At 68.6% G+C, this 25,984-nt stretch carries 25 protein-coding genes; 11 read left to right on the plus strand and 14 right to left on the minus strand.

Translation table 11 applies throughout. The features are described from left to right. Window positions 1-90: 90 nt before the first annotated feature. Genes QM806_RS28280 through QM806_RS28305 form a run of 6 tightly spaced genes read right to left on the minus strand, consistent with a single transcriptional unit; the run spans window position 91 to window position 6,870 of the window. The gene (locus tag QM806_RS28280) at window positions 91-2,790 is read right to left on the minus strand and encodes a fumarate reductase/succinate dehydrogenase flavoprotein subunit (RefSeq protein ID WP_222820758.1); all 2,700 of its coding nucleotides are present in this window, start codon (window positions 2,788-2,790) and stop codon (window positions 91-93) included. Beyond that, window positions 2,790-3,569 (minus strand): ABC transporter ATP-binding protein, encoded by a 780-nt coding sequence (locus QM806_RS28285; RefSeq protein WP_005560971.1) that lies wholly within the window; start codon window positions 3,567-3,569, stop codon window positions 2,790-2,792. Before QM806_RS28285 ends, QM806_RS28280 begins: the two co-directional genes overlap by 1 nt. Next, window positions 3,566-4,426, minus strand: a complete 861-nt coding sequence (locus tag QM806_RS28290; protein WP_283293627.1) for an ABC transporter permease — start codon at window positions 4,424-4,426, stop codon at window positions 3,566-3,568. The genes QM806_RS28285 and QM806_RS28290 overlap by 4 nt, the downstream gene beginning before the upstream one ends. After that, window positions 4,423-5,853: an ABC transporter substrate-binding protein gene (locus QM806_RS28295; RefSeq protein ID WP_283293629.1), complete on the minus strand. Its 1,431-nt coding sequence runs from the start codon at window positions 5,851-5,853 to the stop codon at window positions 4,423-4,425. The genes QM806_RS28290 and QM806_RS28295 overlap by 4 nt, the downstream gene beginning before the upstream one ends. A gap of 16 nt (window positions 5,854-5,869) precedes the next feature. Further along, entirely contained in the window at window positions 5,870-6,097 is a 228-nt protein-coding gene (locus QM806_RS28300; RefSeq protein ID WP_005240903.1) for a 4Fe-4S dicluster domain-containing protein, read from the minus strand. Next, a complete protein-coding gene (locus QM806_RS28305; protein ID WP_283293631.1) occupies window positions 6,094-6,870 on the minus strand; it encodes a GntR family transcriptional regulator in 777 nt (258 codons plus the stop codon). Before QM806_RS28305 ends, QM806_RS28300 begins: the two co-directional genes overlap by 4 nt. A gap of 297 nt (window positions 6,871-7,167) precedes the next feature. Here QM806_RS28305 and QM806_RS28310 point away from each other — a divergent pair, with 297 nt between their 5' ends. Beyond that, window positions 7,168-8,184 (plus strand): iron-siderophore ABC transporter substrate-binding protein, encoded by a 1,017-nt coding sequence (locus QM806_RS28310; RefSeq protein ID WP_283293633.1) that lies wholly within the window; start codon window positions 7,168-7,170, stop codon window positions 8,182-8,184. Between the two features lie 96 nt (window positions 8,185-8,280). Next, window positions 8,281-9,678, plus strand: a complete 1,398-nt coding sequence (locus QM806_RS28315) for a sugar porter family MFS transporter (protein ID WP_007296321.1) — start codon at window positions 8,281-8,283, stop codon at window positions 9,676-9,678. Window positions 9,679-9,747: 69 nt separating this feature from the next. Here the strand turns inward: QM806_RS28315 and dxs are convergent, their stop codons facing one another. Beyond that, on the minus strand, window positions 9,748-11,697 hold the full coding sequence (gene dxs, locus QM806_RS28320) for a 1-deoxy-D-xylulose-5-phosphate synthase (RefSeq protein WP_283293636.1): 1,950 nt from the start codon (window positions 11,695-11,697) through the stop codon (window positions 9,748-9,750). 249 nt (window positions 11,698-11,946) lie between these two features. Here dxs and glsA point away from each other — a divergent pair, with 249 nt between their 5' ends. The 4 genes from glsA to QM806_RS28340 all read left to right on the plus strand — a co-directional run bounded on the left by glsA (window position 11,947) and on the right by QM806_RS28340 (window position 16,311). Then, window positions 11,947-13,755, plus strand: a complete 1,809-nt coding sequence (gene glsA, locus QM806_RS28325; RefSeq protein ID WP_169693214.1) for a glutaminase A — start codon at window positions 11,947-11,949, stop codon at window positions 13,753-13,755. A gap of 98 nt (window positions 13,756-13,853) precedes the next feature. Beyond that, entirely contained in the window at window positions 13,854-14,816 is a 963-nt protein-coding gene (locus QM806_RS28330; RefSeq protein ID WP_054248405.1) for an ATP-binding cassette domain-containing protein, read from the plus strand. Beyond that, window positions 14,813-15,652 carry an ABC transporter permease gene (locus QM806_RS28335; protein WP_005263974.1) on the plus strand — a complete coding sequence of 280 codons (840 nt, stop codon included), beginning with the start codon at window positions 14,813-14,815 and terminating at the stop codon, window positions 15,650-15,652. Before QM806_RS28330 ends, QM806_RS28335 begins: the two co-directional genes overlap by 4 nt. Next, entirely contained in the window at window positions 15,649-16,311 is a 663-nt protein-coding gene (locus QM806_RS28340) for an SIMPL domain-containing protein (protein ID WP_065490652.1), read from the plus strand. Before QM806_RS28335 ends, QM806_RS28340 begins: the two co-directional genes overlap by 4 nt. Here the strand turns inward: QM806_RS28340 and QM806_RS28345 are convergent. The 3 genes from QM806_RS28345 to QM806_RS28355 all read right to left on the minus strand — a co-directional run bounded on the left by QM806_RS28345 (window position 16,308) and on the right by QM806_RS28355 (window position 20,120). Next, on the minus strand, window positions 16,308-16,766 hold the full coding sequence (locus QM806_RS28345) for a MarR family winged helix-turn-helix transcriptional regulator (protein WP_037207097.1): 459 nt from the start codon (window positions 16,764-16,766) through the stop codon (window positions 16,308-16,310). The genes QM806_RS28340 and QM806_RS28345 overlap by 4 nt on opposite strands. Before the next feature lie 77 nt (window positions 16,767-16,843). Continuing rightward, window positions 16,844-18,112 carry a class I SAM-dependent RNA methyltransferase gene (locus QM806_RS28350; RefSeq protein WP_169693213.1) on the minus strand — a complete coding sequence of 423 codons (1,269 nt, stop codon included), beginning with the start codon at window positions 18,110-18,112 and terminating at the stop codon, window positions 16,844-16,846. Between the two features lie 13 nt (window positions 18,113-18,125). Then, on the minus strand, window positions 18,126-20,120 hold the full coding sequence (locus tag QM806_RS28355) for an APC family permease (protein WP_043793459.1): 1,995 nt from the start codon (window positions 20,118-20,120) through the stop codon (window positions 18,126-18,128). A 162-nt stretch (window positions 20,121-20,282) separates the two neighbouring features. On the opposite strand from QM806_RS28355, the gene QM806_RS28360 reads away from it, so the two are divergent. The 3 genes from QM806_RS28360 to QM806_RS28370 are packed head-to-tail and all read left to right on the plus strand — an operon-like array spanning window position 20,283 to window position 21,992. Next, a complete protein-coding gene (locus QM806_RS28360; protein ID WP_005263967.1) occupies window positions 20,283-20,948 on the plus strand; it encodes a potassium channel family protein in 666 nt (221 codons plus the stop codon). A gap of 48 nt (window positions 20,949-20,996) precedes the next feature. Next, window positions 20,997-21,656, plus strand: a complete 660-nt coding sequence (locus QM806_RS28365) for a potassium channel family protein (protein WP_005240868.1) — start codon at window positions 20,997-20,999, stop codon at window positions 21,654-21,656. 36 nt (window positions 21,657-21,692) lie between these two features. Then, on the plus strand, window positions 21,693-21,992 hold the full coding sequence (locus QM806_RS28370; RefSeq protein ID WP_065490649.1) for a GNAT family N-acetyltransferase: 300 nt from the start codon (window positions 21,693-21,695) through the stop codon (window positions 21,990-21,992). Window positions 21,993-22,064: 72 nt separating this feature from the next. On the opposite strand, the gene QM806_RS28375 is transcribed toward QM806_RS28370, so the two are convergent. Together QM806_RS28375 and QM806_RS28380 are read right to left on the minus strand one after the other, a co-directional pair. Next, entirely contained in the window at window positions 22,065-22,745 is a 681-nt protein-coding gene (locus QM806_RS28375) for a DUF3159 domain-containing protein (protein ID WP_065490647.1), read from the minus strand. 28 nt (window positions 22,746-22,773) lie between these two features. Continuing rightward, window positions 22,774-23,151, minus strand: coding sequence for an OB-fold nucleic acid binding domain-containing protein (locus tag QM806_RS28380; protein ID WP_005240856.1), 378 nt, complete (start codon window positions 23,149-23,151; stop codon window positions 22,774-22,776). Between the two features lie 136 nt (window positions 23,152-23,287). On the opposite strand from QM806_RS28380, the gene QM806_RS28385 reads away from it, so the two are divergent. Beyond that, complete coding sequence (locus tag QM806_RS28385) at window positions 23,288-24,001, plus strand: alpha/beta fold hydrolase (RefSeq protein WP_169693212.1); 714 nt, start codon at window positions 23,288-23,290, stop codon at window positions 23,999-24,001. 23 nt (window positions 24,002-24,024) lie between these two features. On the opposite strand, the gene QM806_RS28390 is transcribed toward QM806_RS28385, so the two are convergent. Beyond that, window positions 24,025-24,876 (minus strand): DUF3710 domain-containing protein, encoded by an 852-nt coding sequence (locus tag QM806_RS28390; protein ID WP_169693211.1) that lies wholly within the window; start codon window positions 24,874-24,876, stop codon window positions 24,025-24,027. 2 nt (window positions 24,877-24,878) lie between these two features. After that, window positions 24,879-25,400 carry a dUTP diphosphatase gene (gene dut / locus QM806_RS28395; RefSeq protein ID WP_502943908.1) on the minus strand — a complete coding sequence of 174 codons (522 nt, stop codon included), beginning with the start codon at window positions 25,398-25,400 and terminating at the stop codon, window positions 24,879-24,881. Between the two features lie 86 nt (window positions 25,401-25,486). On the opposite strand from dut, the gene QM806_RS28400 reads away from it, so the two are divergent. Continuing rightward, window positions 25,487-25,957 (plus strand): DUF3093 domain-containing protein, encoded by a 471-nt coding sequence (locus QM806_RS28400; RefSeq protein WP_005569764.1) that lies wholly within the window; start codon window positions 25,487-25,489, stop codon window positions 25,955-25,957. Window positions 25,958-25,984 lie beyond the last annotated feature (27 nt).

Raw genomic sequence — 25,984 nt, forward strand, 5'->3', positions numbered from 1 at the left:
GCATCGGGGGGCGGGCCGCGGGGCGCGGCGCGCCGCCCCCCCCCGGGGGGGGGGGGGGGGGCCCCCCCCCACCCCCCGCCACTCACGTGCTCAGGGGACGGGTATGTGATCGGCGGCGGCGAGCGCCTGGCGGGCGTACGCCCGCACGTCGGCGTCCGTGTCCTCGAGCGCAGTGGTGAGCGCGCCGACGGCGGCCCGGCCGCCCGGCCACCGGCCGAGTGCGAGGACGGCGGCCTTGCGCACGTCGAGGTGCGCATCCGTCAGGGCGTCCGCCAGCGCGGCCACCGCGACTTCGGGGTCCGCTCCGGCGAGTGCCCGCGCGGCGCCCTGCCGGATCTGCCAGGCCGACTCCCGCAGCGCCGCCGCCGCAAGGGTCACGTCGTCGCCGGTGCAGCCCAGACTCGCGAACGCCGTGAGCGCGGCGGCGCGCACGAGCGGATCGCGGTCGCCGGCCAGCGAGCGCACGGTGTCGACACCGCCGAGCCCGATGGTGGCCAGGCCGTGTGCGACGGTGATCCGCACTTCCCGGTTCTCGTCGTGCGCGCCCGCCGCCACCGACTCCCACCGGTCCAGCGACACCAGCGCCCGCACCGCTTCGATCCGGACGTGGTGATCGCCGTCGGACAGCGCCGTCAGGAACTGCTCCGCCGAACCGGCGTGCAACGCGCGCAGAACGTCGACCACGGCGGCCCGGACCACGGCGTCACCCGACCCCAGGTGGTCGGCCAGTCCGTCGGCGGACGGCAGCACCTCGACGAGTTCGCGCAGGCCGTCGGCGGCAGCGCGGCGCACCGTCACCGCACCGTCGCCGAGGGCGTCGACGAGGGCCGCCCCGAATCCGTCCGGGGTTCCTTCCGTCAGCACCGAGAGTGCCGTGACGCGGACCTGCGGGTCGGCGTCGCCCAGATACGGTGCAAGCTCTGCGACGCTCGGCGCGTCGAGTCCGAGGACTGCGACGATGGCCGGTGACGACGGCTCCTGCCGGACCGGCGCCGCGATGCGCGAGCGCTCCTCCACCGGGGCACGCCCCCCGACCAGCGGCGGCTGCGCGACGGGTACGACCGTCCGGTCCACCGGCGGAAGGGAATCGAGACCGGGCACCGGCACGAAGTACGGCTCGACGGGGCGCTTGAGGAATTCCATGTCGCCGTTCTCGCCGCGCCGCAGATTCAGGTGGTACCCCCATTCGTCGTCCCGCTGCTCCGGGAGATCCGCCCGTTCGTGGTAGAGCCCCCAGCGACTTTCGGTCCTGGTGAGGGAACTGCGGGACGCCATTTCCGCGCAGTCCCGGATGAACGTGACCTCCGCGCAGCGCATCAGCTCGTGCGGGGTGGTCGCGCCCATCCCGGCGATCTCCCCAGCCATCCGTTCGAACGTCTCGACGGCGATCGACAGCTTCGTCGCCGTCTTCGGCGGCGCGACGTAGTCGTTGACGAAGCGGCGCAGCTTGTACTCGACCTGCGGCTGCGGCGGCCCGTCCGGGTTGCGCAGCGGCCGGTAGATCAGCTCGTGCGCGGCGGCCAGCTGCTCCGCGGGCAGCGCGGCCGGCGCCTCGACGTCGGGCAGGGTGCCGGTGGCGTGCGATCCGGCGAGGTCGCCGTACACGAAGGCGCCGATCATGTAGTTGTGGGGGACGCAGGCGAGGTCGCCTGCCGCGTACAAGCCGGGAACGGTGGTCGCGCCGTGCTCGTCCACCCACACCCCGGACGCGGAATGCCCGCTGCACAAGCCGATCTCGGAGATGTGCATCTCGATGTCATGGCTGCGGTAGTCGTGGCCGCGGTTCGCGTGGAACGTGCCGCGGGTGGGGCGTTCGGTGGTGTGCAGGATCGACTCGAGCGTGTCGAGCGTTTCCTCCGGGAGGTGGCTGACCTTGAGATAGATGGGCCCGCGGGCGGATTCGATCTCGCTCTTGACCTCGCTCATCATCTGCCCCGACCAGTAGTCGGAGTCGACGAACCGTTCCCCCTCGGCGTTCACCTGGTAGCCGCCGAACGGGTTCGCGACGTACGCGCACGCCGGGCCGTTGTAGTCCTTGATCAGCGGGTTGATCTGGAAGCATTCGATGCCGCTGAGTTCGGCTCCCGCGTGATAGGCCATCGAGTAACCGTCACCGGCGTTGGTGGGGTTCTCGTACGTGCCGTAGAGGTACCCCGATGCCGGGAGCCCGAGCCGGCCACACGGACCGGTCGCGAGGATCACTGCCTTCGCCCCGACCGCGACGAACTCACCGGTGCGGGTGTTCAGCGCCGCGGCCCCGACGGCGCGGCCGTTCTCCGTCAGCACCCGGACGGGCATCAGCCGGTTCTCGATGCGGATCTTCTCCCGCATCTTCCGCTGCCGCAGCACCCGGTAGAGGGCCTTCTTCACATCCTTGCCCTCGGGCATCGGCAGCACGTACGAGCCGGAGCGGTGCACCCGGCGGACCGCGTATTCGCCGTACTCGTCCTTCTCGAACTTCACGCCGTACTTCTCGAGGCGCTGCACCATCGCGAAACCGCGGGTCGCCGTCTGGTACACGGTGCGCTGGTTGACGATTCCGTCGTTGGCTCTGGTGATCTCGGCGACGTAGTCCTCGGGTTCGGCCTTGCCGGGAATGACGGCGTTGTTGACGCCGTCCATTCCCATTGCGAGCGCGCCGGAATGGCGCACGTGCGCCTTCTCGAGCAGCAGCACGTTCGCGCCGTTCTCGGCGGCGGTCAGTGCCGCCATCGTGCCGGCGGTGCCGCCACCGATCACGAGCACGTCGCAATCGAGACGGACGGTGTCCGCGAGGTCGGGGATGTCCATCAGGTCTCCGAAGTGTGGTTCAGTGCGGCGAGCACGTCGGCGCGCGCGGCACGGGTGTCGGGGTGGTCGAGGTGGTCGCGGTCCCGGGGGTGCGGGATGTCGACGAGCGCCCGCAGCGGCTCGCCGGCCCGGCCGAGCACCGCGACGCGATCACCGAGCAGCACCGCCTCGTCCACGTCGTGGGTCACGAACACCACGGTGGTCGGGTGAGTACTCCACGTGTCGACGAGCAGTCGCTGCATGACGCCGCGGGTCTGGGTATCGAGGGCGCCGAACGGCTCGTCCATCATCACGGCCCGCGGCGCCCCGGCGAGTCCGCGCGCCAACTGCACTCGTTGCCGCATGCCGCCGGACAGGTTCTTGGGCAGGAAGTCGCCGAACCCGGTCAGACCCACCTCCGCGATCCAGCGATCGGCGGTCTCACGGCGTCCCTTGCGGGGTTCGCCGCGGAGCGCGAGGGCCAGCTCGATGTTCGAGCGCACCGTGCGCCACGGGAGGAGCGCGTTGTCCTGGAAGACGACGGCCCGGTCCCGGGACGTCGACTCCACCGCCGCACCGTCGGCGACGACGCGGCCCGAATCGGGCGGCAGCAGACCGGCCAGTGCGCGCAGCACGGTGGACTTACCGCACCCCGAAGGCCCGGTGAGCACGAGGATCTCGCCGGGGACCACGGTCAGCGACAGCGAACGGATGACGGGGTTCCCGGTGTAGGACAGGGTGACGTCGTCGAGGACCAGCGACATGCCGGCGGCCACGGACGCTCCGGCGGTGGCGGTCATGCGCGCTCCCCTCGCGGCAGCCAGCGGGTGACGCGCCTGCCGAGCAGTTCGACTGCCCCGGACGTCGCGAATCCGAGGATGCCGATGGTGATCATGCCGACGAAGACGCCGGGATAGTCGACGATCGTGTACGCCTGCCAGGTGCGGTACCCGACACCGAGCCTGCCGGAGATCATCTCGGCGGAGATCACGCAGATCCACGCCACCCCGATTCCGACCGACAGTCCACCGAACACGCCGGGCAGGATTCCGGGCAGCACCACCCGGGACAGCACGTCCCAGCGTCCGCCGCCGAGCGTGCGCACCGAGTCCTCCCACAACGTCGGGAGGGCCCGGACGGCATGCCGGGTGCTCACCATGATCGGGAAGAACGCGGCAACGAACGTGATGAACACGATCCCGGCCTCGTCGCTGGGGAACAGCAGGATCGCGACGGGCACCACCGCGATGGCGGGGATAGGCCGCGCGAGTTCCGTGAGCGGACCGAGGATGTCGGCGAACAGTTCCGATCTGCCGAGGGCGATTCCGGTGGCCACACCGACCACGGTCGCGAGTCCGAATCCGCTGAGGATGCGGATCAGCGACTGCCCGAGGTCGAGGTAGAACAGGTCGCTCTGCAGCTGGGTACCGAACGCGGACACGACGTCGGTGACGGTGGGGAGCGTGTCGAACCGCAACCACACCCGCACGTCGTGGGCGGTCAGCAACTGCCACGCGACGATTGCCGCGATCACGGACGTGATCCGTACGAGGCGTGACCGCCACGGCGAGGTTCGCCGGCGCGTCGATGCCGGATCGTGTTCTTCGACAGCGGCTTCGGTGTCGACCAGGACCGTCGACCGTTGCAGGGTGGTCACTGCCGCACCTCCTCGACCGCGCGGTCGTACGTGACCACGCCACCCGTGGGATGCGCGCGCAGGTAGCGGTCTGCCGCGGCGCCGGTGGTGAAGGGCAGGAAGTTGTCGCCGTCGCGCACCCACACCGATTTGTCCGCGAACCACCGGGTGCCCAGTTCGGCGTCGGGAACGTAGGCAGCGCGCACGGCGCGTCCCTCGGCCCGGGCCTGCTTCACCGCCCGGAGCAGGCACGTCGGGTCCGCGGCCGGCTGCGTCCCGGTGGCGCCGTCGAACCAGACCTCGCCGGCCAGTGCCGGATCGCTCGGGGCGGTGGCGCACACGGGATCAGTGCCGATGACCGACGTCGGGTTGGCCGTGGACGCGAGCGTGGCGTCGTAGTCCTGCCCGTCGGCCTCGAACGCGGACCGGAGCGGAGCGTCGTTCACGAAACCGTCGACGTCGAGGTCGGCGAAGTCGCCGATCGACTTCAGGTACGGCACATCGTTCTTCAGCGCGCCGATCAGGTCCGGCTTGAGCGTCGTGTCGAACGACGTGCCGCCCGGGCCGTTGTACAGGTACACGACCTCCTGCGGCAGGCCGCTCGCGTCGGCCACGATCCGCGACGCCTCGAGCGGTTGCGTCTGGACGAACCGCGTGGCGTCGAGCTGCGCCCGGAGGAATGCGTCGAGAACTTCGGGGTGTTCGTCCGCGTACGCCTCACGGGCCACCACACCGTGCAGGGTCGGGGTTCGGAGTTCGGCGCCGTCGTACAGCAGCTTGGCCTTGTCCTGGAAGACGAGAAGCCCGGGCCAGGCGACGAACTGGGACAGCGCCGCCACCTGACCGGATTCCAGGGCCGAGGATCCGACCTGCGGCTGCTGGTTGAGCACTTCGACGCCGGTACCCGGGTCGATTCCGGCGCGGTCGAGTGCCTGGACGAGGGTGCCGTGGCCTGCGGAGCCGACGCTCGCGGACACCTTCTTGCCGGCCAGGTCGCCGAGTGTGGTCGCGGGTGAATTCGGTGGCACCACCACCATGTTCAGTGCGCCCTCGGGGTTGTAGCCGGTGACCGAGACGATCTCCGTCTTCGATCGCGGGTTCGCCTGGGTGCGGGAGCCGTTGATCAGCATGGGGTAGTCGCCCATCGATCCGATGTCGATCTTCTCGGCCACCATCTGGGCGGTGATCGGCGCACCGGTGTCGTAGTCCTGCCACTCGACGGAGTACTTCGTTCCGGTCTGTTCCGTCACGTCCTGCAGGCGCTGTTCGAGGTATCCCTGTGCGCGCAGCAGCGTTCCGGCGGTGACGGTGTTGATCGTCTTGGACTGGTACCCGATCACGAGTGTGACCGCGTCACCGTTGTCGGCCGAGGGTTCGAGGGAGCAACTCGTCGCCACGAGTGTCAGTGCCGCGGCGGCGATCGCGAAGGCGGAAGAGCGTCGCTTCATCTGGGTGGTCTTTCGCTCAGCGGAGGAGGTACGGCATGTTCACGGTGACCGCGCCGGTCGGGCAGCGAGCAGCGCAGGGACCGCAGTACCAGCATTCGTCGACGTGCATGAAGGCCTTGCCGTTCTCCGGGTTGATGGCCAGCGAATCGAGCGGGCAGATCTCGACGCACAGGGTGCAGCCCTCGATGCACAGCGACTCGTCGATGGTGACGGGTACGTCGGCTCGTTGATTGACCAAAGTCATGAGGTGAGGTCCCAGTTCGTGATGTCGGGTCGGCGGACGAGGCTGCTGCGCATGGTGATTCGGTCACCGCGCATGCGGATGTATTCGAGGTCGACGGGACGTCCGTCGACGAGCCGGGTGAGGCGTTCGAGCAACAGGAGCGCCGCACCCTCGGGCGTCTGGAGGTTCGCGGCGGAATGGGCGTCGGCGTTCACCGATTCGATCGCCACATCGGCGGAGCCGAGGGGCTGACCGCACACCTCCTCGATCAGCGCGAACACGTCGTTGGTTTCGAGGTCGTGGCCGAGGATCTCGGCTCCGATGTCGGGAACGAGGTACGTGAGGTCCAGGCTGAGCGGCAGGTCGCCGAGATAGCGCACCCGCTCGATGTAGACGGCAGGTTCGCTCGGCTCCAGCTGCAGGCGGCGGGCAACGGCGGGCGGCGGGCTGATCTCCAGGGCGGCGCGGACGTCGTTGCGGACCTCGCCGTGCCCCTTCAGCGTCTCCTTCAACCCGAGCAGGGCGTCGAGACCGTGGTCGTACTTGCGCTGCGCCACGTGCGTTCCCACGCGCGGGACCCGGTCGATGAGCCCCTCCTGCTTCAGCAGCGCCAGCCCGTCGCGTACAGCGTTGCGCGACACGCCGAACTCGGCGGCCAACTCCGATTCCGACGGCAATCCGCGCTCGGCGAAGGAGTCCGCGTGGATCTGCTGACGGAGCAGGTCGGCGAATCTGCGCGCATGGTCCGCGCGGGAACTGCGCGACGCCGTCTGGAGGGGAGTCGGATTCACCACCGTGGTTTCCTTCGTCGATAGTGCGTGTGAGCTGGACGAAGACAAACGCTAACGGCACTCGGCGGGGCCCGGAGTCGCCGCGAACAGCCGCTCGGGGCGCCCCCGTGAATCGGCCGGGTCCACGCCGGGACCGGAACGCCTCACCAGCGGAAACACGGCAACGACCCGGCAATGCGCCAGGCCGGGCCGGGCCGGGAAGTTTCAATCAGGGTGATTCGAAGTCGCGACGTCCGCCCGTCGAGCGATGAAGTCTAGGTTAGGCTTACCTTCTATCTTCGCCCCGAAGGAGTCGTTGCCGTGTTCGCACCCACCGCCAGACGTCAGCTCGCCGTCGCACTCGCCGTGGCCAGTTCGTCCCTCTTCCTCGCCGCATGCTCGTCCGGCGACAGCGGAGGCACCACGGAAGCGTCCGGTGAGGGATTTCCGGTCACCATCGAGAACACGTTCGGATCGACAACCCTCGACGCGGCGCCCGAACGCATCGTCACCCTCGGATGGAACGCCCAGGACGTCGTCTACGCGCTCGGCGAGACACCGGTCGGCATGCCGAAATACACATACGGCGCCGAGGCGAACGGTGTGATGCCCTGGCTGCAGGACCGATTCGATCCGTCCCGGACCACGTTGCTCGACACGGCGACGTCCACCCCCATCGAGGGCGTCGCCGCGCTGGCGCCCGATGTCGTCCTCGCCCCATACGAGGGATTCGACCAGGCAACGTACGAGAAGCTGTCGGGAATCGCCCCCACGGTGGCGTACCCGGACAAGGCGTGGCAGACCACGTGGCAGGACCAGACCACGCTGGTCGGACAGGCACTCGGCAAGAGCGCCGAGGCGGAGCAGCTGGTGGCCGGTCTCGACGACACCCTCGCCCAGACCGCCGCCGCGCACCCCGAGTTCGCCGGCAAGACGATCTCGGTGATCAACTTCGACACCGACGCCGCGACGGTCAACGTCTACATGCCCTCCGATCCCCGTGTCCAGGTGCTGACCCAGCTCGGGTTCACCGTGTCTCCCGGTGTGCAGAAGCTGGCCGCTGCCAATGATCCGGACAAGTTCTTCGCCGACATCTCCGTGGAGAACATCTCCGATGTCGACGCCGACGTCGTGGTCGCGTTCGTCCCGAAGAACACCACCGTCGCCGCGAACCCGGCCTACGCGAATCTCGGTGCCATCGGGCGTGGAACCGCGGTCGCGCTGTCGGACACGAAGATCATCTCGGGGCTCAGCCAGACCAGCGTTCTCGCGACACCGTGGGTTCTGGACAAGCTGACGCCTCAGCTGAGCGAGGCCGCCACGAAAGCGGGTGCCTGAACTCCCGCCTGACAGGCGGTCTCGGGCGTAGCGTGATTCGAGACACAAATTTCCGCTGTGCCCGCATCAGGAACGCTCGCCGAAAGCAGGTATGCGATGACGCAGATGTCCGAAAGACACACCGCGAAGGTCATCGGCGTCACCGTCGCCGCCGCGGTAGGTGGATTTCTCTTCGGTTTCGACAGCTCGGTCATCAACGGTGCCGTCGACTCCATCCAGGGCCACTTCGAACTCGGGTCGTTCTTCACGGGCTTCGCCGTGGCGATCGCCCTGCTCGGATGTGCTGTGGGCGCATGGTTTGCAGGCCGCCTCGCGGACCGCTGGGGCCGCAAGAAAGTGATGCTGCTCGGTTCGGTGCTGTTCGTCGTGTCCTCGCTCGGAGCGGGTCTCGCGTTCAGCGTCCCCGACCTGATGCTGTGGCGCGTCCTCGGCGGCCTCGGCATCGGTATCGCGTCGGTCATTGCGCCCACGTACATCTCGGAGATCGCGCCGGCCCGCTACCGCGGCGCGTTGGCGTCGCTGCAGCAGTTGGCCATTACTCTCGGCATCTTCGCCGCGCTGCTGTCGGACGCGGTGCTGCAGAACGCCGCGGGCGGCGCCTCCAACGAGTTGTGGCTGAACCTCGAAGCCTGGCGCTGGATGTTCATCGTCGGTGTGGTCCCCGCGGTCGTGTACGGCATTCTCGCCCTGCTCATTCCCGAGTCACCCCGCTACCTGGTCGGCAAGCACCTCGATCAGGAAGCGGCCGACATCCTCGCGAACATCACCGGTGAAGTCGACCCGCACGAGCGCGTCACCGAGATCCGGCTGACCCTCCGCCACGAATCCACGGCGTCGTTCGACGACATTCGCGGCCCGAAGTTCGGGCTGCAGCCCATCGTCTGGGTCGGCATCTTCATGGCCATCTTCCAGCAGTTCGTGGGCATCAACGCAATCTTCTACTACTCCACCACGCTCTGGAAGTCGGTGGGCTTCACGGAGAACGAGTCGTTCACCACGTCGGTGATCACCGCGATCATCAATGTGGGCATGACGTTCGTCGCCATCCTGTTCGTCGACCGGATCGGCAGGCGAATCCTGCTCATGGTCGGCTCGCTCGGCATGTTCGCGAGCCTGCTCATGGCCGCAATCGCCTTCTCCCAGGCGACGGGCAGCGGCGACGACGTCGTGCTCCCCAGCCCGTGGGGGGCGGTCGCGCTGATCGGCGCCAACCTGTTCGTGATCTTCTTCGCCTCCACCTGGGGCCCGGTCATGTGGGTGATGCTGGGTGAGATGTTCCCCAACAACATGCGCGCCTACGCACTCGGCATCAGCACGGCGGCGAACTGGATCGCGAACTTCACGGTCACGCTGTCGTTCCCGCCGCTCACCCGCTCGGTGGGGCTGTGGTTCCTGTACGGGCTGTTCGCGTTCTTCGCATTGCTGTCCTTCTTCTTCGTCCGGTCGAAGGTCCGGGAGACGAAGGGGATGGAACTCGAGGAGATGCACACCTGACCCAGGCACGAACGGATCCGGCCGAATCACAGTGTGATTCGGCCGGATCTCTGTGTGGGGCGCCCGGTACTACTGTCCGCTTTTCTCCGCGCGCTGCGCATCGAGGTCTGCGACGACACCGTTCTGCTGCCCGGGGCGCAGGTTCCCGAGGCCGGCGAACCATCCGGTGATCTGCCGGGCGACGTCCTGCGCGGTGAGGCCCAGCTCGGCATGGATCTGCGCGCGCGACGCGTGGTCGAGGAACCGTTGCGGAACACCGAGGTCACGACAGGGGACGTCGACCCCGGCCGACCGCAGCGCGGCGGACACGGTGGAACCGACACCGCCGTGCAGCCCACTGTCCTCGACGGTGACGACCATCGTGTAGTCCTCGGCGAGCTTCACCAGCGACTCCGGGACCGGCAGGACCCACCGCGGGTCGACGACGGTCGTCGAGATGCCCTGCTGTTCCAGGCGTTCCGCCGCGGCGAGCGCGAGACCGGCGAACGCGCCGACCGACACGATGAGCACGTCGTTCCGCCCGGAGGGGGCGCGAAGGATGTCGACGACACCGTCCACGCGGCTCAGCGCGGGGACGTCGTCGCAGACCGTGCCCTTCGGGAACCGGAGCGCGGTCGGGCCGTCGTCGACGGCCAGCGCTTCGTCCAGTTCCTCCCGCAGGGTGGCGGTGTCGCGGGGAGCCGCGACCTTCATACCGGGGACGATGCCGAGCAGCGACATGTCCCACATGCCGTTGTGGCTGGCGCCGTCGTTGCCGGTGATACCCGCGCGGTCGAGAACGAGGGTGACGGGAAGCTTCAGCAACGCCACGTCCATCAGCAGCTGATCGAACGCGCGGTTGAGGAACGTCGAATACACCGCCACCACCGGGTGCAGACCCCCCAGGGCGAGGCCGGCCGCCGACGTCACGGCGTGCTGCTCGGCGATCCCGACGTCGAACATCCGGTCGGGATACTTCTCGCCGAACGCGGCGAGACCGGTCGGGCCCGCCATCGCCGCGGTGATCGCCACGATGTCCTGCCGGTGGCTCGCCTGATCGATCAGCTCGGCCGAGAACACCGACGTCCAGTCGGCGGACGCCGAGCCGGCCGACTTACCCGTGATCGGGTCGATCACGCCGGTCGAGTGCATCTGATCGGCCACGTGGTTCTCGGCGGGCGCGTACCCCATGCCCTTGCGGGTGACGGCGTGGACGATGACCGGGCCACCGAACGCCTTCGCGCGGCGCAGCGCGGATTCGAGCGCGGCCTCGTCGTGTCCGTCGACCGGCCCGAGGTACTTGATGCCGAGGTCCGTGAACATCACCTGCGGGGCCACGGCGTCTTTGAGGCCCGCCTTCATGCCGTGCAGGACCGAGTAGGCGGTACGGCCCACCCACGGAAGTTTCTTCACCATCCGGCGGCCGCTGTCGAGGATGCGCTCGTATCCCGGCTGGAGGCGGAGAGCCGCGAGGTGGTCGGCGAGACCACCGATGGTCGGCGCGTACGAGCGGCCGTTGTCGTTGACGACGATGACCACCGAGCGGTCCTTGCCTGCCGCGATGTTGTTCAGGGCCTCCCAGCACATGCCGCCGGTCAGTGCGCCGTCACCCACGACGGCCACGACGTGGCGGTCCTGACCGGTCAGTTCGAAGGCCTTCGCGAGGCCGTCCGCGTACGACAGCGACGCCGATGCGTGCGAGGACTCGACCCAGTCGTGGTCGCTCTCCGCCCGGCACGGGTACCCGGACAGGCCTCCCTGCTTGCGGAGCGAGTCGAAATCGTCCTTGCGGCCGGTGAGGATCTTGTGGACGTACGCCTGGTGGCCCGTGTCGAAGATGATCGGGTCGGCGGGCGACTCGAAGATGCGGTGCAACGCGAGGGTCAGTTCGACGACGCCCAGGTTGGGGCCGAGATGCCCACCGGTCGCCGCGACCTTCTGCACGAGGAACTCACGAATCTCCGCGGCGAGCTGCTTCATCTCCGCCGAATTCAGCTGACGAAGATCGTCAGGCGTCTGGATACGGGCAAGAACACCCAACGAGATCGCTCCCTCCGTGATGCACGCCGCCTTGCGTGCCTCTGCCGTGGCTTCGTGTCACGTCACAGTGGAACCAGTCTACGGAGCCGCCGGAGTGCGGGACACACGGTATGGGCCGGTGCGGCCCCGTATCGTGGGCTCGTCCTCGGGCATCCCGGCCACGGCCGTGACCGGCTTCACACAATTGTGCCGCCGGACGGGCCCCTCGGAACACCCGACAGCGTCGTGAACAGCCTCTAGGGTCGACTCATGAGCACCGTGGTGGACGCGCTGATCGGGAAAGTCTTCGCCGCGACCCGGGAGAACCGCAGCGGCGAGCTCGCCGACTACATTCCCGAACTCGCCGCGGTCGCCCCCGACTCGTTCGGAATCTGCATCGCCACCGTGGACGGCTTCGTGTACGAGGTCGGCGACACCCGCCTGCCGTTCACGATCCAGTCCATCTCGAAACCGTTCACGTATGCCCTGGCGCTCGCCGATCGCGGGTCCGGCGCCGTCGCCGAGAAGATCGACGTCGAACCGTCCGGGGAACCGTTCAACGAGATCAGCCTCGACCCGCGGACGGAGCGACCGCGCAATCCCATGATCAACGCCGGGGCGATCACCGCGGCGTCGTTGGTGGCCGGACCCGACCTGGACACCCGGTTCGAACGTATCCGGGCCGCGTACTCCCGCTACGCCGGACGGGACCTGACGTTCAACCGGTCGGTGTACGAGTCCGAGTCACGGACCGGGCACCGCAACCGGGCCATCGGCCACATGCTGCGCTCGTTCGACATCATCACCGGCGACCCCGACGAGGCCGTCGACCTCTACTTCCGCCAGTGCTCCGTCGACGTGACGTGCCGGGACCTGAGCGTGATGGCTGCGACGATGGCGAACAACGGCGTCAACCCCGTCACCCGGGAGACCGTTCTCGACCCGGCCCTCGTCGAGCGGGTTCTGAGCGTGATGTCGACGTGCGGCATGTACGACGCCGCGGGCAAGTGGGTGTACGAGGTGGGGTTGCCGGCCAAGAGCGGCGTCGGCGGCGGCATCATCGCGGTCCTGCCGGGGCAGATCGGCATCGCCGTCTACTCGCCGCGCCTCGACGAGCATGGCAACAGCGTGCGCGGGGTGGAGGCGTGCCGGGCCTTGTCGGCCGAGTTGGAGTTGCATTTCCTCCATGTCACCCGTGCCGCCCGTTCGGCGATCCGTGCCAGTTACTCCGTCGTCGACGGTCCGTCGCGGATGCGGCGCACTCCCGCCGAGCGGGCCGCCCTCGACGACGTCGGCAAGCGCAGCAGGATCTACGAGCTGCACGGCGACCTCCTCTTCGCCGGCGCGGAGTCCGCGGTGCGCGAGATCGGCGGGGTCGAGACCGAGCTCGAGGTCGTGGTGATCGACGTCCGGCGGGTCGACGACGTCGGCGGCATCGCGCGCCGCATGCTCGACAGTCTGCGCGACGAACTCACCCGTCGCGGCTGCGCGGTCGCCCTCGTCGATCCGGCGGGGCTGCTGGGCTACACGCGGTCGGATCTCACCGGAACGAGCGGGCGGGTGTTCGCCGACCTCGACGCCGCACTGCAGTGGTCCGAGGACACCCTCCTCGACCTGCACTGCGCCGCCCTCCGCCAGCCGGCATCGATCGACGTCACGCAACATCCGGTGCTGGCCGGACTTCCACCGGAGCAGCTGCGGCGACTCGCCCGCGACCTCGATATCCGCACGTTCACGCGCGACGAGCAGATCATCCACCGGGGCGACCGGGCGTGCGGGCTGTTTCTGATCCTGTCGGGCCGGGTCAGCATGAGAGTCACCGATTCCGGGGGTGTCGTGTACCGGATCATGACGCTGTCGACGGGCATGACCTTCGGCGAGATGACGATGCTGCTCGACTTGCACTTCCTCAACGACGTGTGCGCGGACTCCGACGTCACCGTCGCCGTACTCCCCGCGGAACGGTACGCCGACATGGCCGCTCACGAGCCCGGCCTCAAACTCGCTCTCCTCGAACGGCTTGCTGCCGGTGCCTACGAGCAACTCGACGTGGTGCTCCGGTCGCTGCTGCGGCCCTGATCCAGGACCGCCCACAGGAAATGCGATTGCCCGAATCGGAAAAATCGGACAGGCTTGGGGCTCGGAATCGACGACGCTCGAATCGAAAGCAGGGTGCAATGCTCTCAGCGACAAAGCTGGCCATCGAGACGACGGGACTCGTCAAGACGTTCGGATCCACCCACGCGGTCGACGGCCTGGATCTGGCCGTCCCCCTCGGGGGCGTGTACGGCGTCCTCGGACCGAACGGCGCGGGCAAGACCACCGCGATCCGGATGCTGGCCACGCTCCTGCCCCTCGACGGTGGAACGGCCACCGTGCTGGGGCACGACGTCGCGAGCGAACCGGACGCCGTGCGCAGCAAGGTTTCACTCACGGGACAGTTCGCCTCGCTCGACGAGGATCTGACGGGCAGCGAGAATCTGTTGCTGCTCGGCCGGCTGTACGGGTACTCCCGCGCGGCGGCCCGCACCCGGTCCGAGCAGCTGCTGTCCGCCTTCGGGCTCGACGAGGCAGGCAACCGGCAGGTGAAGAACTACTCCGGCGGTATGCGCCGGAGGCTCGACATCGCGGCGAGCATCATCGTCACTCCGGAGATGATCTTCCTCGACGAGCCCACCACCGGTCTCGACCCGCGCAGTCGCAATCAGGTGTGGGAGATCGTCCGCGCACTGGTGGCCGGCGGCACGACGGTTCTGCTGACCACGCAGTACCTCGACGAGGCCGATCAACTCGCCGACCGGGTGGCAGTCATCGACCACGGCAAGGTGATCGCCGAGGGCACCACCGGTGAACTGAAGGCCTCCGTCGGGTCGGGTGCCCTGCACGTGCGGGTCACCGACACCGCAACCCGTCCCGCGGCGGCAGCGCTGCTGAGGAACGTGCTCGAGGTGCCGATCACCGAAGAAGCCGATCCGGCCGCCCTCACCGCCCGTATCGACGACCCGGCCCGGGTCTCGCGGGCGCTGCCCGCACTCGACGACGCCGGAATCGCCGTCAGCACATTCGCATTGGGGCAACCGAGCCTCGACGAAGTCTTCCTCTCCCTCACCGGCCGACCCACCGAGGAGCATGCGTCATGACCTCCACCACCGACCGGACCGCCGACACCGCCACCGCTGTCGCCGACGTCCTGAAGATGCCCGGCCCGAGGCCCGCGAGACCCACCGCGTGGTCCACCTCGCTCTCGTTCGGCTGGCGAGCCCTGCTCAAGATCAAGCACGTGCCCGAGCAACTGTTCGACGTGACGATGTTCCCGATCATGTTCACGTTGATGTTCACGTACCTCTTCGGCGGCGCGCTGGCCGGTTCGACCAGTGCCTACGTGCAGTTCCTTCTGCCGGGCATCCTCGTGCAGACGGTCGTCATGATCACCATGTACACCGGGCTGACACTCAACAAGGACATCGAGAAGGGTGTGTTCGACCGGTTCCGGTCGCTCCCGATCTGGCGTCCGTCCCCACTCGTCGGCGCGCTGCTCGGTGACGTCGTCCGCTACACGATCGCGTCGATCATCGTCCTGATCCTCGGTCTCGTCCTGGGATTCCGCCCGGACGGCGGTCTCGTCGGTGTGGTGGCGTCGATCGGCCTGCTGCTGCTGTTCTCGTTCAGCCTGTCCTGGATCTGGACGATGTTCGCGATGCTCATGCGCACCGAGCAGGCGGTCATGGGTGTGTCGATGTTCATCCTGTTTCCGCTGACATTCGCCAGCAACATCTTCGTCGACCCCGCGACCATGCCGGGCTGGCTGCAGGCGTTCGTCGGCGTCAACCCGATCAGCAAGCTGGTGACGTCCATCCGCGGGCTCATGGCCGGGACGGTGGAGATGGCGGATCTCGCCGTCGTGTTCGGGTGGTGCGCCGGGTTCGTCGTGATCTTCGGACCACTGACGATGCGCCTGTACAACCGTAAGTCGTGACGGTGGCGGCCACCGATCACGCCGAGAGATCGGTGACGGTGCGGGGATCCGGAATCGTGTCGGCGGTTCCGGATCTCGTCCGCGCCGCCGTCACCGTGACCGCGACGCGTCCCGCGGTGGCCGACGCGTTCGAGGCCGTCGCCCGGTCCACCACCGCCGTCACGGACACCCTGCGCGGGTACGGCGTCTCGGGGCCCGACCTCGCGACCACCGGGCTCTCCGTGCACTCCGAGACCACCTGGACCGAGGGCCGGGGCAGCGAGGTGACCGGCTACACCGCCGCGACGACGCTGCAGATCACCGTCCGCGAGGCCGGGGCGTCCGCATCGTCACCGGCGCAGGTGGTGGCCGCCTGCGTCGGCGCGGGCGGCGACGACATCCGTCTCGGCGGACTCGAATTCGACTTCGCCGATCCTGCCGCGCTGACGGCGACAGCCCGGGACCGGGCCTGGGCCGATGCTCTCGCCAAGGCGGAGCAGTACGCCTCGCTGTCGCGTCGTGTGCTGGGCGAGGTGCTCGACATCGCGGAAGTCGACATCGGTGACGTGTCCCCGCGGCCGGTCGCGAAGGCGTTCGCGGCGGCCGACTCCCCGATCGCAGTCGAACGCGGCGAGAAACCGACGCGGGTCGACGTCCGCGTGCGGTGGCGTCTCGTCTAGGCCCGGGGGCCCCGCTGCTGGACCGACGCGGCGAACGTGTCGTTGAGCTGCGTCAGCGACGTCACCGCCGCGAGCGCCTGTTCCTGGGACCAGCCTTCGAGCATGCCGCGCAGCCGTTCGGCCCGGCGCTCGGTCGTCTCGCGCAGAATGTCCATCCCGTTCGGCGACACCCGAATGCGGGAGGCACGCTTGTCGTCAGGATCGGCGGCGCGCGACACGTATCCCGCGTCGACCAGTTCGGAAATCTGCCTGCTCAGCGAGGACTGACTGACGCACAGGTCGGCGGCCAGTTCGTTCTGGCGGCACTCCCCGCGCGCGGCGAGCACGAAGAGCACGCTCGTCAGCGCCGGCGGGATCGGGGTCTCGCCGCTCGCGGAGACCACCGCCCGCAGCGACCGCCCGAGTGCGAACACCGCATCGACGAGCGCTTGCGCAGTATCTGCCTGTACCGACATCCAGTCCCCGTCCCACACACCCACTACTTGCGGGCCGACTATAACGTTTTGTTGCGTTCGGTAACGATGCGCCGGTGTCAGCGCGTCAGCAACGCGATGCACTCCACGTGGTGGGTGAGAGGGAACGCATCGAACGCGCGCAGCTCGTCGACATGATATCCCTGCGCGAGGTACAGACCGATGTCGCGGGCGAACGACGCCGGGTCGCATCCCACGTGCACGACCCGTTCGGCGCCCGCGGCGGCGACCGCACCGATCACGTCACGCCCGGCACCCGCACGCGGCGGATCGAGCACCACGACCTGCGGCGGGGAGGCGAGCCCGGAGATGGCGCGCTCTACCCGGTCGGCGTGGAACCGCACCTGCGGCAGGTCGGAGAGTGCCGCCTTCCCGTCCGCGACGGCCTGGCGCGAGGACTCGACGGAATCCACGTGCCCCGACGGCCCGGCGCCGCCGGCGAGGGCGGCGGCGAACACACCCACTCCCCCGTACAGGTCCCATGCGGTCTCACCCGCGGACATCCCGGCCCATTCGGAGACCACGGCCGAATACGTTTCCGCGGCCCCGCGATGCGCCTGCCAGAACCCGGTGGCGGCCAGCGCCCATTCCCGGTCGCGCACCCGCTCCACCGGGCGACCCGATCCGGCGACCACCCGCTCGGCGCGCGGCGCACCGCTGGCAGCGCGGCGTGCCATGGCACCGCGGCGCCCGGGACTCGTACGGCCGGTCCGCGACACCTTCGGCGGAGCGATCTCGACCACGTGCCGCTCCCCCGCGCCGTCGAGAACGATTTGTACCTCGCTGCCGGGCTTCCAATCGTGTTCGCTCACACCGTCGTAGGCGGTCGACTCGATCTGCGGGCACGCCAGGTCCGTGACGATCCCGGAACTGCGGTGCCGGTGATAGCCGGGGCGGCCGTCCGGGTCGACGGCGAGCCGCACCCGCGTGCGCCAGCCGGTGCCGTCTCCGGTGCCGGGCAGTTCCTCGACGTCCACGTCCCGCTGCACCCGCGCGAGCCGCGCCAACTGCTCGGCCACGACCTGCGCCTTCATGTCCCGCTGCACGTGCAGGCTCGCGTGCGAGAAGTCGCAACACCCCGCGCCGCCCGGACCCGACACCGGGCACACCGGGGTGACCCGTTCCGGGGACGCGTCGAGGATCTCGATCGCGTCGGCCCGGCAGTAGGACCCGCCGCGGTCCTCGGTGACGAGGGCGATCACCCGCTCGCCGGGTAGTCCGTGCCGGACGAAGACCACGCGCCCCTCATGGCGGGCGACGACGAAACCGCCGTGCCCGGGATTTCCCAGCCGCAGTTCGATGCGGCGGTCGGACCAGTTCTCACTCAACGCTGCTCGCCCGTCACTTGTCGTCGGGTTCGTAGCCGCGGCGTGACGCCCCGGCCGTGTATTCGATGTTCAGTGTCTTCGCCTTCTCGGACGAGTTCAGTTGCCACGGAACGCTGGTGACCATCACACCCGGCTGGAACAGCAGGCGGCTCTTGAGCCGCAGCGCACTCTGGTTGTGCAGGATCTGCTCCCACCAGTGCCCCACCACGTACTCCGGGATGAACACGGTGACGACGTCCCGCGGCGAGTCCTTCCGGACGCGCCGCACGTAGTCGAGCACGGGTTTGGTGATCTCGCGGTACGGCGACTCGATCACCTTGAGCGGCACCGCGATGTCGGTCTTCTCCCACTGGCGCACGAGCGCCCGGGTGTCGGGTTCGTCGACGTTCACCGTGATCGCCTCGAGGGTGTCCGGCCGTGTGGCCCGGGCATAGGCGAGCGCGCGCATCGTCGGCATGTGCAGCTTGGAGACGAGGACGATGGAGTGAGTCCGGCTGGGCAGCACCCCGTCCCATTCCTGTTCCTCGAGCTCCCGCGCGACGCTGTCGTAGTGCTTCCGGATCATCTTCATCACCACGAAGATGGCGACCATGGCCACGATCGCGATCCAGGCGCCTGCCGCGAACTTCGTGATGAGCACGATGATCAGGACGGCGCCGGTCATGGCGAGGCCGATGGAGTTGATCACCCGGGAGCGGTGCATCCGCCGGCGCTGAACCGGGTCGTTCTCCGTCGTCAGGTGCCGGGTCCAGTGCCGGATCATGCCCGTCTGGCTCAGCACGAACGAGACGAACACGCCGACGATGTACAGCTGGATCAGCTTGGTCACCTCGGCGCCGAACAGGACGACGAACGCGATCGCCGCCCCGGACAGGAACAGAATGCCGTTGCTGAACGCCAGTCGGTCGCCGCGGGTGTGCAACTGCCGGGGCAGGTAGCGGTCCTGCGCGAGGATCGAGCCGAGCACGGGGAACCCGTTGAAGGCCGTGTTGGCGGCCAGCACGAGGATCAGGGCCGTCACGACGGCGATGAAATAGAAGCCGATGGGGAAACCACCGAACACCGTCTCCGCGATCTGCGCGATCAGAGTCTTCTGGTGATACCCGGCGGGGGCGCCGATCAGCTGTTCGGCCGGGCTGTGCGCGTACACGATCCCGATCTTCTGGGCCAGGATGATGATGCCCATCAGGAGCACGATGGCAATCGATCCCAGCAGCAGCAGCGTGGTGGCCGCGTTGCGGGACTTGGGCTTCTGGAAGGCGGGAACACCGTTGCTGATCGCCTCCACACCGGTCAGTGCCGCACAGCCGGAGGAGAAGGCCCGCGCGATCAGGAACGCGAACGCGATCCCGTACAGGTGGGAGTCCTCGGCTTCGAGTTCGAATCCGGACGATTCGGCGCGCAGGTCGTCGCCGAGGACGAAGATCTGGAAGAACCCCCACAGCAGCATCAGGGCCATGCCGGCGATGAACGCGTATGTCGGGATCGCGAAGGCGGCACCGGATTCACGGATGCCACGCAGGTTGATGGCAGTCAGCAGCACGATGGCCGCGACCGCGAACAGCACCTTGTGCTGGGCCACGAACGGCACCGCCGAACCGATGTTGGACGCGGCCGACGAGATGGAGACCGCGACCGTGAGGACGTAGTCCACCAGCAGGGCGCTGCCCACGGTCAGACCCGCGTTGGGACCGAGATTGACGGTCGCGACTTCGTAGTCGCCGCCGCCCGACGGGTAGGCGTGCACGTTCTGCCGGTAACTGGCGACCACCACCGCCATCACCGCGGCGACGGCAAGTCCGATCCAGGGGGTGTAGGCGTAGGCGGAGATGCCCGCCACCGACAGCACCAGGAAGATTTCCTCGGGTGCGTAGGCCACCGACGACATCGCATCGGAGGCGAAGACCGGGAGGGCGATCCTCTTGGGAAGCAGCGTGTGCCCGAGCTTGTCGCTCCGGAAGGGTCTGCCTAGCAGTAGCCGCTTTGTGGCGGTCGAGAGCTTTGACACTGCCAAAGCGTAAGCCGTCCGCAGAAAACCTGGACCCTCACCCACCAATGTGTCCGGATTGCGATCTCTGTCTCGGTTGCTCTTCCGCCTGGGCACTGTACGGTTCGATTCGGTACGCACGTACTCGAGACGTGACACCAGAGCCCATGAACGGAGTACAAGGTGTATGTGGTCATCATGGGATGCGGCCGGGTCGGCTCATCCCTCGCTGGCTCGCTGACCCGGATCGGCCACGAGGTCGCGGTCATCGATCGCGACCCTGCCGCATTCCTGCGTCTCGAACCCGACTTCCCCGGACGCACCGTCGTCGGCATGGGATTCGACCGTGACGTGCTGGTCAAGTCCGGTATCGAGCGCGCAGAGGCATTCGCCGCCGTGTCGTCCGGAGACAACTCCAACATCATTTCCGCACGCGTGGCCCGGGAAACGTTCGGCGTGGAGCGCGTCGTCGCCCGGATCTACGACGCCAAGCGTGCCGCCGTGTACGAGCGGCTCGGGATCCCCACCGTCGCCACCGTCCCGTGGTCGACGGACCGCTTCCTGCACACCCTCACCCGCGACAGCCAGACCGCCAAGTGGCGCGATCCGTCCGGGACCGTCGCGGTCACCGAGTTGTCCCTGCACGAGGATTGGATCGGCAGGCCCGTCGCCGAACTCGAGGCGGCGACGAATTCGCGTGTCGCGTTCATCATCCGCTTCGGCACCGGCGTCCTTCCCGACCGCAAGACGGTCTTCCAGGCCGACGACCAGGTGTACATCGCGGCCGTGTCGGGAACGGTGGCCGAGGCCGTCGCGCTCGCGGGCAATCCCCCGCCTTCGGACGACTGAGACGGCAGTGAGAATGTTCACGATCGACCACCCGAACGGAAGCAATCGATGAGAGTCGCAATCGCAGGAGCTGGCGCAGTCGGACGCTCGATCGCGCGCGAACTGGTCCGCAGCGAACACGACGTCATGCTGATCGAACGCAAGCTCGAGCACGTCGAGCAGGAGTCGGTGCCCGAGGCGACCTGGGTCCACGCCGACGCGTGCGAGCTGAGCAGCCTCGAAACGGCGTCCCTCGAAACCTACGAGGTGGTGATCGCGGCCACCGGTGACGACAAGGCCAACCTGGTCCTCAGCCTCCTCGCGAAGACCGAGTTCGGGGTCAGTCGAGTGGTGGCCCGCGTCAACGATCCCCGCAACGAGTGGTTGTTCGACGAGTCGTGGGGAGTCGACGTCGCCGTCTCCACCCCCCGGATGCTCGCCTCGCTGGTGGAGGAGGCGGTGTCGGTCGGCGATCTCGTGCGGCTGATGACGCTGCGCCAGGGGCAGGCCAACCTCGTCGAGGTCACGCTGCCCGACAACACTCCGCTCGCCGGGAAACCCGTCCGCAAGCTGCAATTGCCCCGCGACGCCGCCCTGGTCACCATCCTCCGCGGCGGACGGGTCATCGTGCCGCAGCAGGACGATCCGCTCGAGGGCGGCGACGAACTGCTGTTCGTCGCGTCCGTGGACGTCGAGGACGACCTTCGAGCGGCCGTCGGGCTCTCCTGACCCGGCGGGGACCGATCGACACCCCGGGAGGATCCGTTGAGTACCACCGCAACACCCGAGAGCATCGTCGTCACCGACAGCCCGCAGCAGAGCCGTTACGAGATCCACGCCGACGATGAACTCGCGGGAATCGAGCAGTACGAAGTCGACGGGGACGCACGCGTTTTCGTTCACACCGAGATCTACCCGCGGTACGAGGGACTCGGACTCGCCCGGACGCTCGTCAGTGCGGCTCTGGACGATCTGCGCCGCCGTGGACTGCGGGTGCACCCGGTGTGCCCGTACGTCGTGAACTTCGTGTCGAAGCATCCCGAGTACCAGGACCTCGTGGCCTGATCGATTCGGCGACTTCGTCTCCGGCACAACCGGTCAGCGCCCCCCCGGCGGCCCCTACGAGGGGCGCCGTGCTCAGGCGCGGCCGGGCTCGTCCCGGGGGCCGCCTGCTTCCGTGTCGTCCGTCGGTTCGCCGGCCTCGTCGGAGGGTCCCGGTTCGACGATCCGGTCAGCCCGGCGCACAGCCCAGATCGTCACCAGGAGCGCCAATCCCGCCAACGGCCAGCCCATCGCGATGCGCGCGAACGCGAGCCACCCGGTCTGGTCCGAATCGTAAAGTTGCGACTGCACGAGGTAGCGGGCCGCGAACACCAGCGCCCAGGCGCCAGTGGCCACGTCGTAGGCCCGTACCGCGCCACGATGGCGCCGCCAGAGGTTGCCGTGGCCGTTGAGGAATCCCCAGATCAGGCCGACGATCGGCCAGCGCACCAGAATCGAGAGCAGGAACACCGCTCCGTACGCGAGGCTCGTGTAGATCCCGAACAGGAAGTATCCCTTGGCATCGCCCGTGCGGTAGGCGATGAACGCGGAGATGCCGACGCCGAAGAACCCGGACACCGCGGGCTGGATGGGGCTGTGGCGGACGAGGCGCCAGAGGAGAATGGCGACGGCGACACCGAGGGCCGCCCAGATCGCCGGACCCAGGCCCCACACACCGTTGACCGGAACGAAGACCAGGATGGGCAGGGTCGAATAGATCAGCCCGCTGATCCCACCGAGCTGTTCGAGTATGGATTGCTGCTTCGTTTCGGTCACTCAACGAGAGTGCCACATGGGGCGGCCCCTAGGATTCGCCGCGCAACTCGTAATACGGGTTGAAGATCACCTTCTGGCCGTCGCGTTCGCCGACACGTCCACGAACCAGCAGAGTCTTGCCCGGCTCGATACCCGGAATCCTCCGCCGGCCGATCCACACCAACTTGATCTGTTCCGTGCCGTCGAAGAATTCGGCTTCGATGCTGGCGTTCCCGGACTTCGGACAGGCTTCGACACTACGGAGCCGTCCCAGCATGGTGACCTCTTCGCCGCGGCTGCAGTCGCAGGCACGTTGTGCGCCGGACGCCTGAGACGTCTCGGCCATTTCCTCGGCGTCCAGCTGCTCGAGGTCCTCGGTGAGCCTGCGAGTCAGCCGACGAAAATATCCTGCCGTGGCGGGTGCCATTGCGCGCTCCTGGAGCATGTGCGACGCGAGATCTTCGCGCCGCTCGTAGGGCTGTGTATTCGCCACTGTAGACCCATTGGTTCCCGGCAACCACACCACCGGAGGAGCACCGTGAGGGACGAGGCAGGATCGTCACATGCCCTCTGATGACCGTCCCTCCGTTGCCGTTGTGCTCCCGGGTACGGGATCCGACGCGGACTTCGTGGCCCGCGCCTTCACCGAGCCCCTGACCTGCCGTGGAGTGCGCACGGCTGCAGTCGAACCCGACCCCCGGCGAGTCGTCGAAAGCTACGTCGACGCGCTCGACGCCGCGGCCGCCCGGCACGGGCGCATCCTCGTCGGAGGGGTCTCCATCGGGGCCGCCGTGGCACTGCAGTGGGCAGGATCACACCCGGATCGCGTCGCGGGCGTCCTCGCGGCACTGCCCGCGTGGACCGGGACCGCCGCGGACGCTCCCGCCGCCGCCAGCGCCCGGTTCACCGCGGCCCGGCTGCGGGCGGACGGCCTCGAACAGGTCACTGCCGAGATGATCGCCTCCAGCCCGCCCTGGCTGGGCCGGGAACTGGCGAAATCGTGGCGATCGCAGTGGCCGCACCTTCCCGCCGCACTGGACGAGGCGTCCCAGTACCACGCCCCCGGTGTCGGCGACCTCGAGCGCATCAAAGTGCCGGTGGGGATCGCCGCCGCCACCGACGACGCCGTGCATCCCCTCGAGGTCGCCCGCGAGTGGTCCGAACGACTACCGCACGCGGGCCTCGTCACGATGTCGCTGGACGAGATCGGCGCCGACCCGGCGATTCTCGGCTACGCCAGTCTCGATGCACTCGACTCGGTACTGCACAGGACCTGAGCGTCGAATCTCCGGGACCGGGATCAGCGACCGAGTTGCTGCATCGCCGAACCCGATTCGCCGCGACGCTGCTGCGGCGGTGCCTCCGCGGGGGGCGCCTGCTGCTCGCCCTGCGGACCCGCCGGAGCCGGCTGCTGCGGCGCGGGCTGCTGCGGAGCGGCACCCTGCTGCTGCGCCAGCTGCTGCTGGTGAGCGGCGGCCAGCTGCTGGGCGAGGGCCTCGGGCAGGACCACCGGCAGCGGCGTTCGCACCGGGTTCGGCTCGTTGCCCCGCTTCACGACGGTGTCGCGCAGGATCGCCCTGGCGGTCGCGACGAGCTCCGAGTCGGCCGTGTTGCCACCGCTCGGTCCCGCGACCACGCAGCGCACCATCCACCGGTAGCCATCGACGCCGATGAAGCGCAGGTCGGCGTTCGGGGTGACGGCGAAGACCTCGCGTCCCCACGGTCCGCTCTCGACGCTCACCGTCGCGTTGTCGTTGCGCAGCGATTCTGCGAGGTCGCCCGCGACTTCCCGCCACTGGCCCGGAGACTTCGGGGCGGCGTACGCGGCCACCGTGATGCGCCCGTGCTGGGTGACGAGATGCACGGCCTGCGGCGACCCGTCAGGCGCCATCTCGACCTGCAACTGGGCGCCCTGCGGCATCGGGACGAGCACGGAACCGAGGTCGAGGCGGGTTCCCACCTCACCGACGGTGAGGTCGGCGCCCGACTCGAGGTCGTCGGCGTCGTACGGACCGCCGTCCACCTCGGTCACGGCGTCGTAGTCGTCCTCGTAGTCCGCGTCGGCGTCGCCGGCCTCGGCGTCCGTCTCGGCGTCCTCGAAGAAACCGGGCCGGTCGTCCTCGGCTTCCTTCTTCTTACGACGTCCGAACATGATCAGGCTCCTTCACTGGCATTGCCGACGAGGCTCGCGTGGCCTCCGCTCGACCCGTGTCCGTCACTGCCGCGGGTGGTGCCGTCGAGCGACGGGACCTCGACGAACAACACCAGTTCGACCCGCTGGACGAGCAGTTGGGCGATCCGGTCGCCCCGGCGGATCTCGATCGGGGTCTCGAGGTCGTGATTGATCAGGCACACCTTGATCTCGCCGCGGTACCCGGCATCGATGGTGCCGGGGGTGTTGACCACCGACAGACCCGATTTTGCGGCCAGCCCGGAGCGGGGATGGATAAGCCCGACCGTGCCCAGCGGCAGCGCGATCGCGATGCCGGTTCCGACGAGGACCCGGCGCCCCGGCTCGATGGTCACATCGATGGTGCTGCACAGGTCGACACCGGCGTCGCCGTCGTGCGCACGCTGCGGTACCGGAATGTCGGGGTCCAGCCGCTGGAGGGCGACGGGCGGAAGGACGGGGGTCGCGGCGGGAGAAAGGCCGGGAGATAGGTCGCTCACGTGCACCGAGCCTACTCTCAGACACCGACTATCCTGGTCGGGTGTCACAAACGTCCCGGCCCGAAGTCGCGCCCACCGATAACACCTCGCCCGTGCTGTACTCCGAGCGCCTGTGGGTGCCCGTCTGGTGGTGGGCAGTGGGCTTGTTCGTCGCCGGTCTGCTCGCCGCGGAGGTGCACATGGGTGCGCCGGGTCTGCGCGCCTGGCTGCCGTACGTACTTCTGCTTCCCCTGCCCGTGTGGGGACTCGTCTGGCTCAGCCGACTCCGCGTCGAGGTCGTCGAGGAACCGAACGGTGTCCACCTGCGGGTCGGCCAGGCGCATCTGCCGCTGGACGTCATCGCGCGGGTCGCCGAAGTGCCCGGTTCGGCGAAGAGCGCGGCTCTCGGTCGTCAGCTCGACCCCGCCGCGTTCGTGCAACACCGGGTGTGGGTCAAGCCGATGGCACTGATCGTGCTCGACGACCCCGAGGACCCGACCCCCTACTGGTTGATCAGTACACGACGGCCGGCCGAGCTGCTGGCCGCCGTCAACCGTCCCCGCCCGCAGGCGGACGGAGACTGATCGGACGGTGGCCTCCCACCGTCCGCC

The sequence above is a fragment of the Rhodococcus sp. IEGM 1351 genome, assembly GCF_030056875.1.
Taxonomy (GTDB): domain Bacteria; phylum Actinomycetota; class Actinomycetes; order Mycobacteriales; family Mycobacteriaceae; genus Rhodococcus_F; species Rhodococcus_F opacus.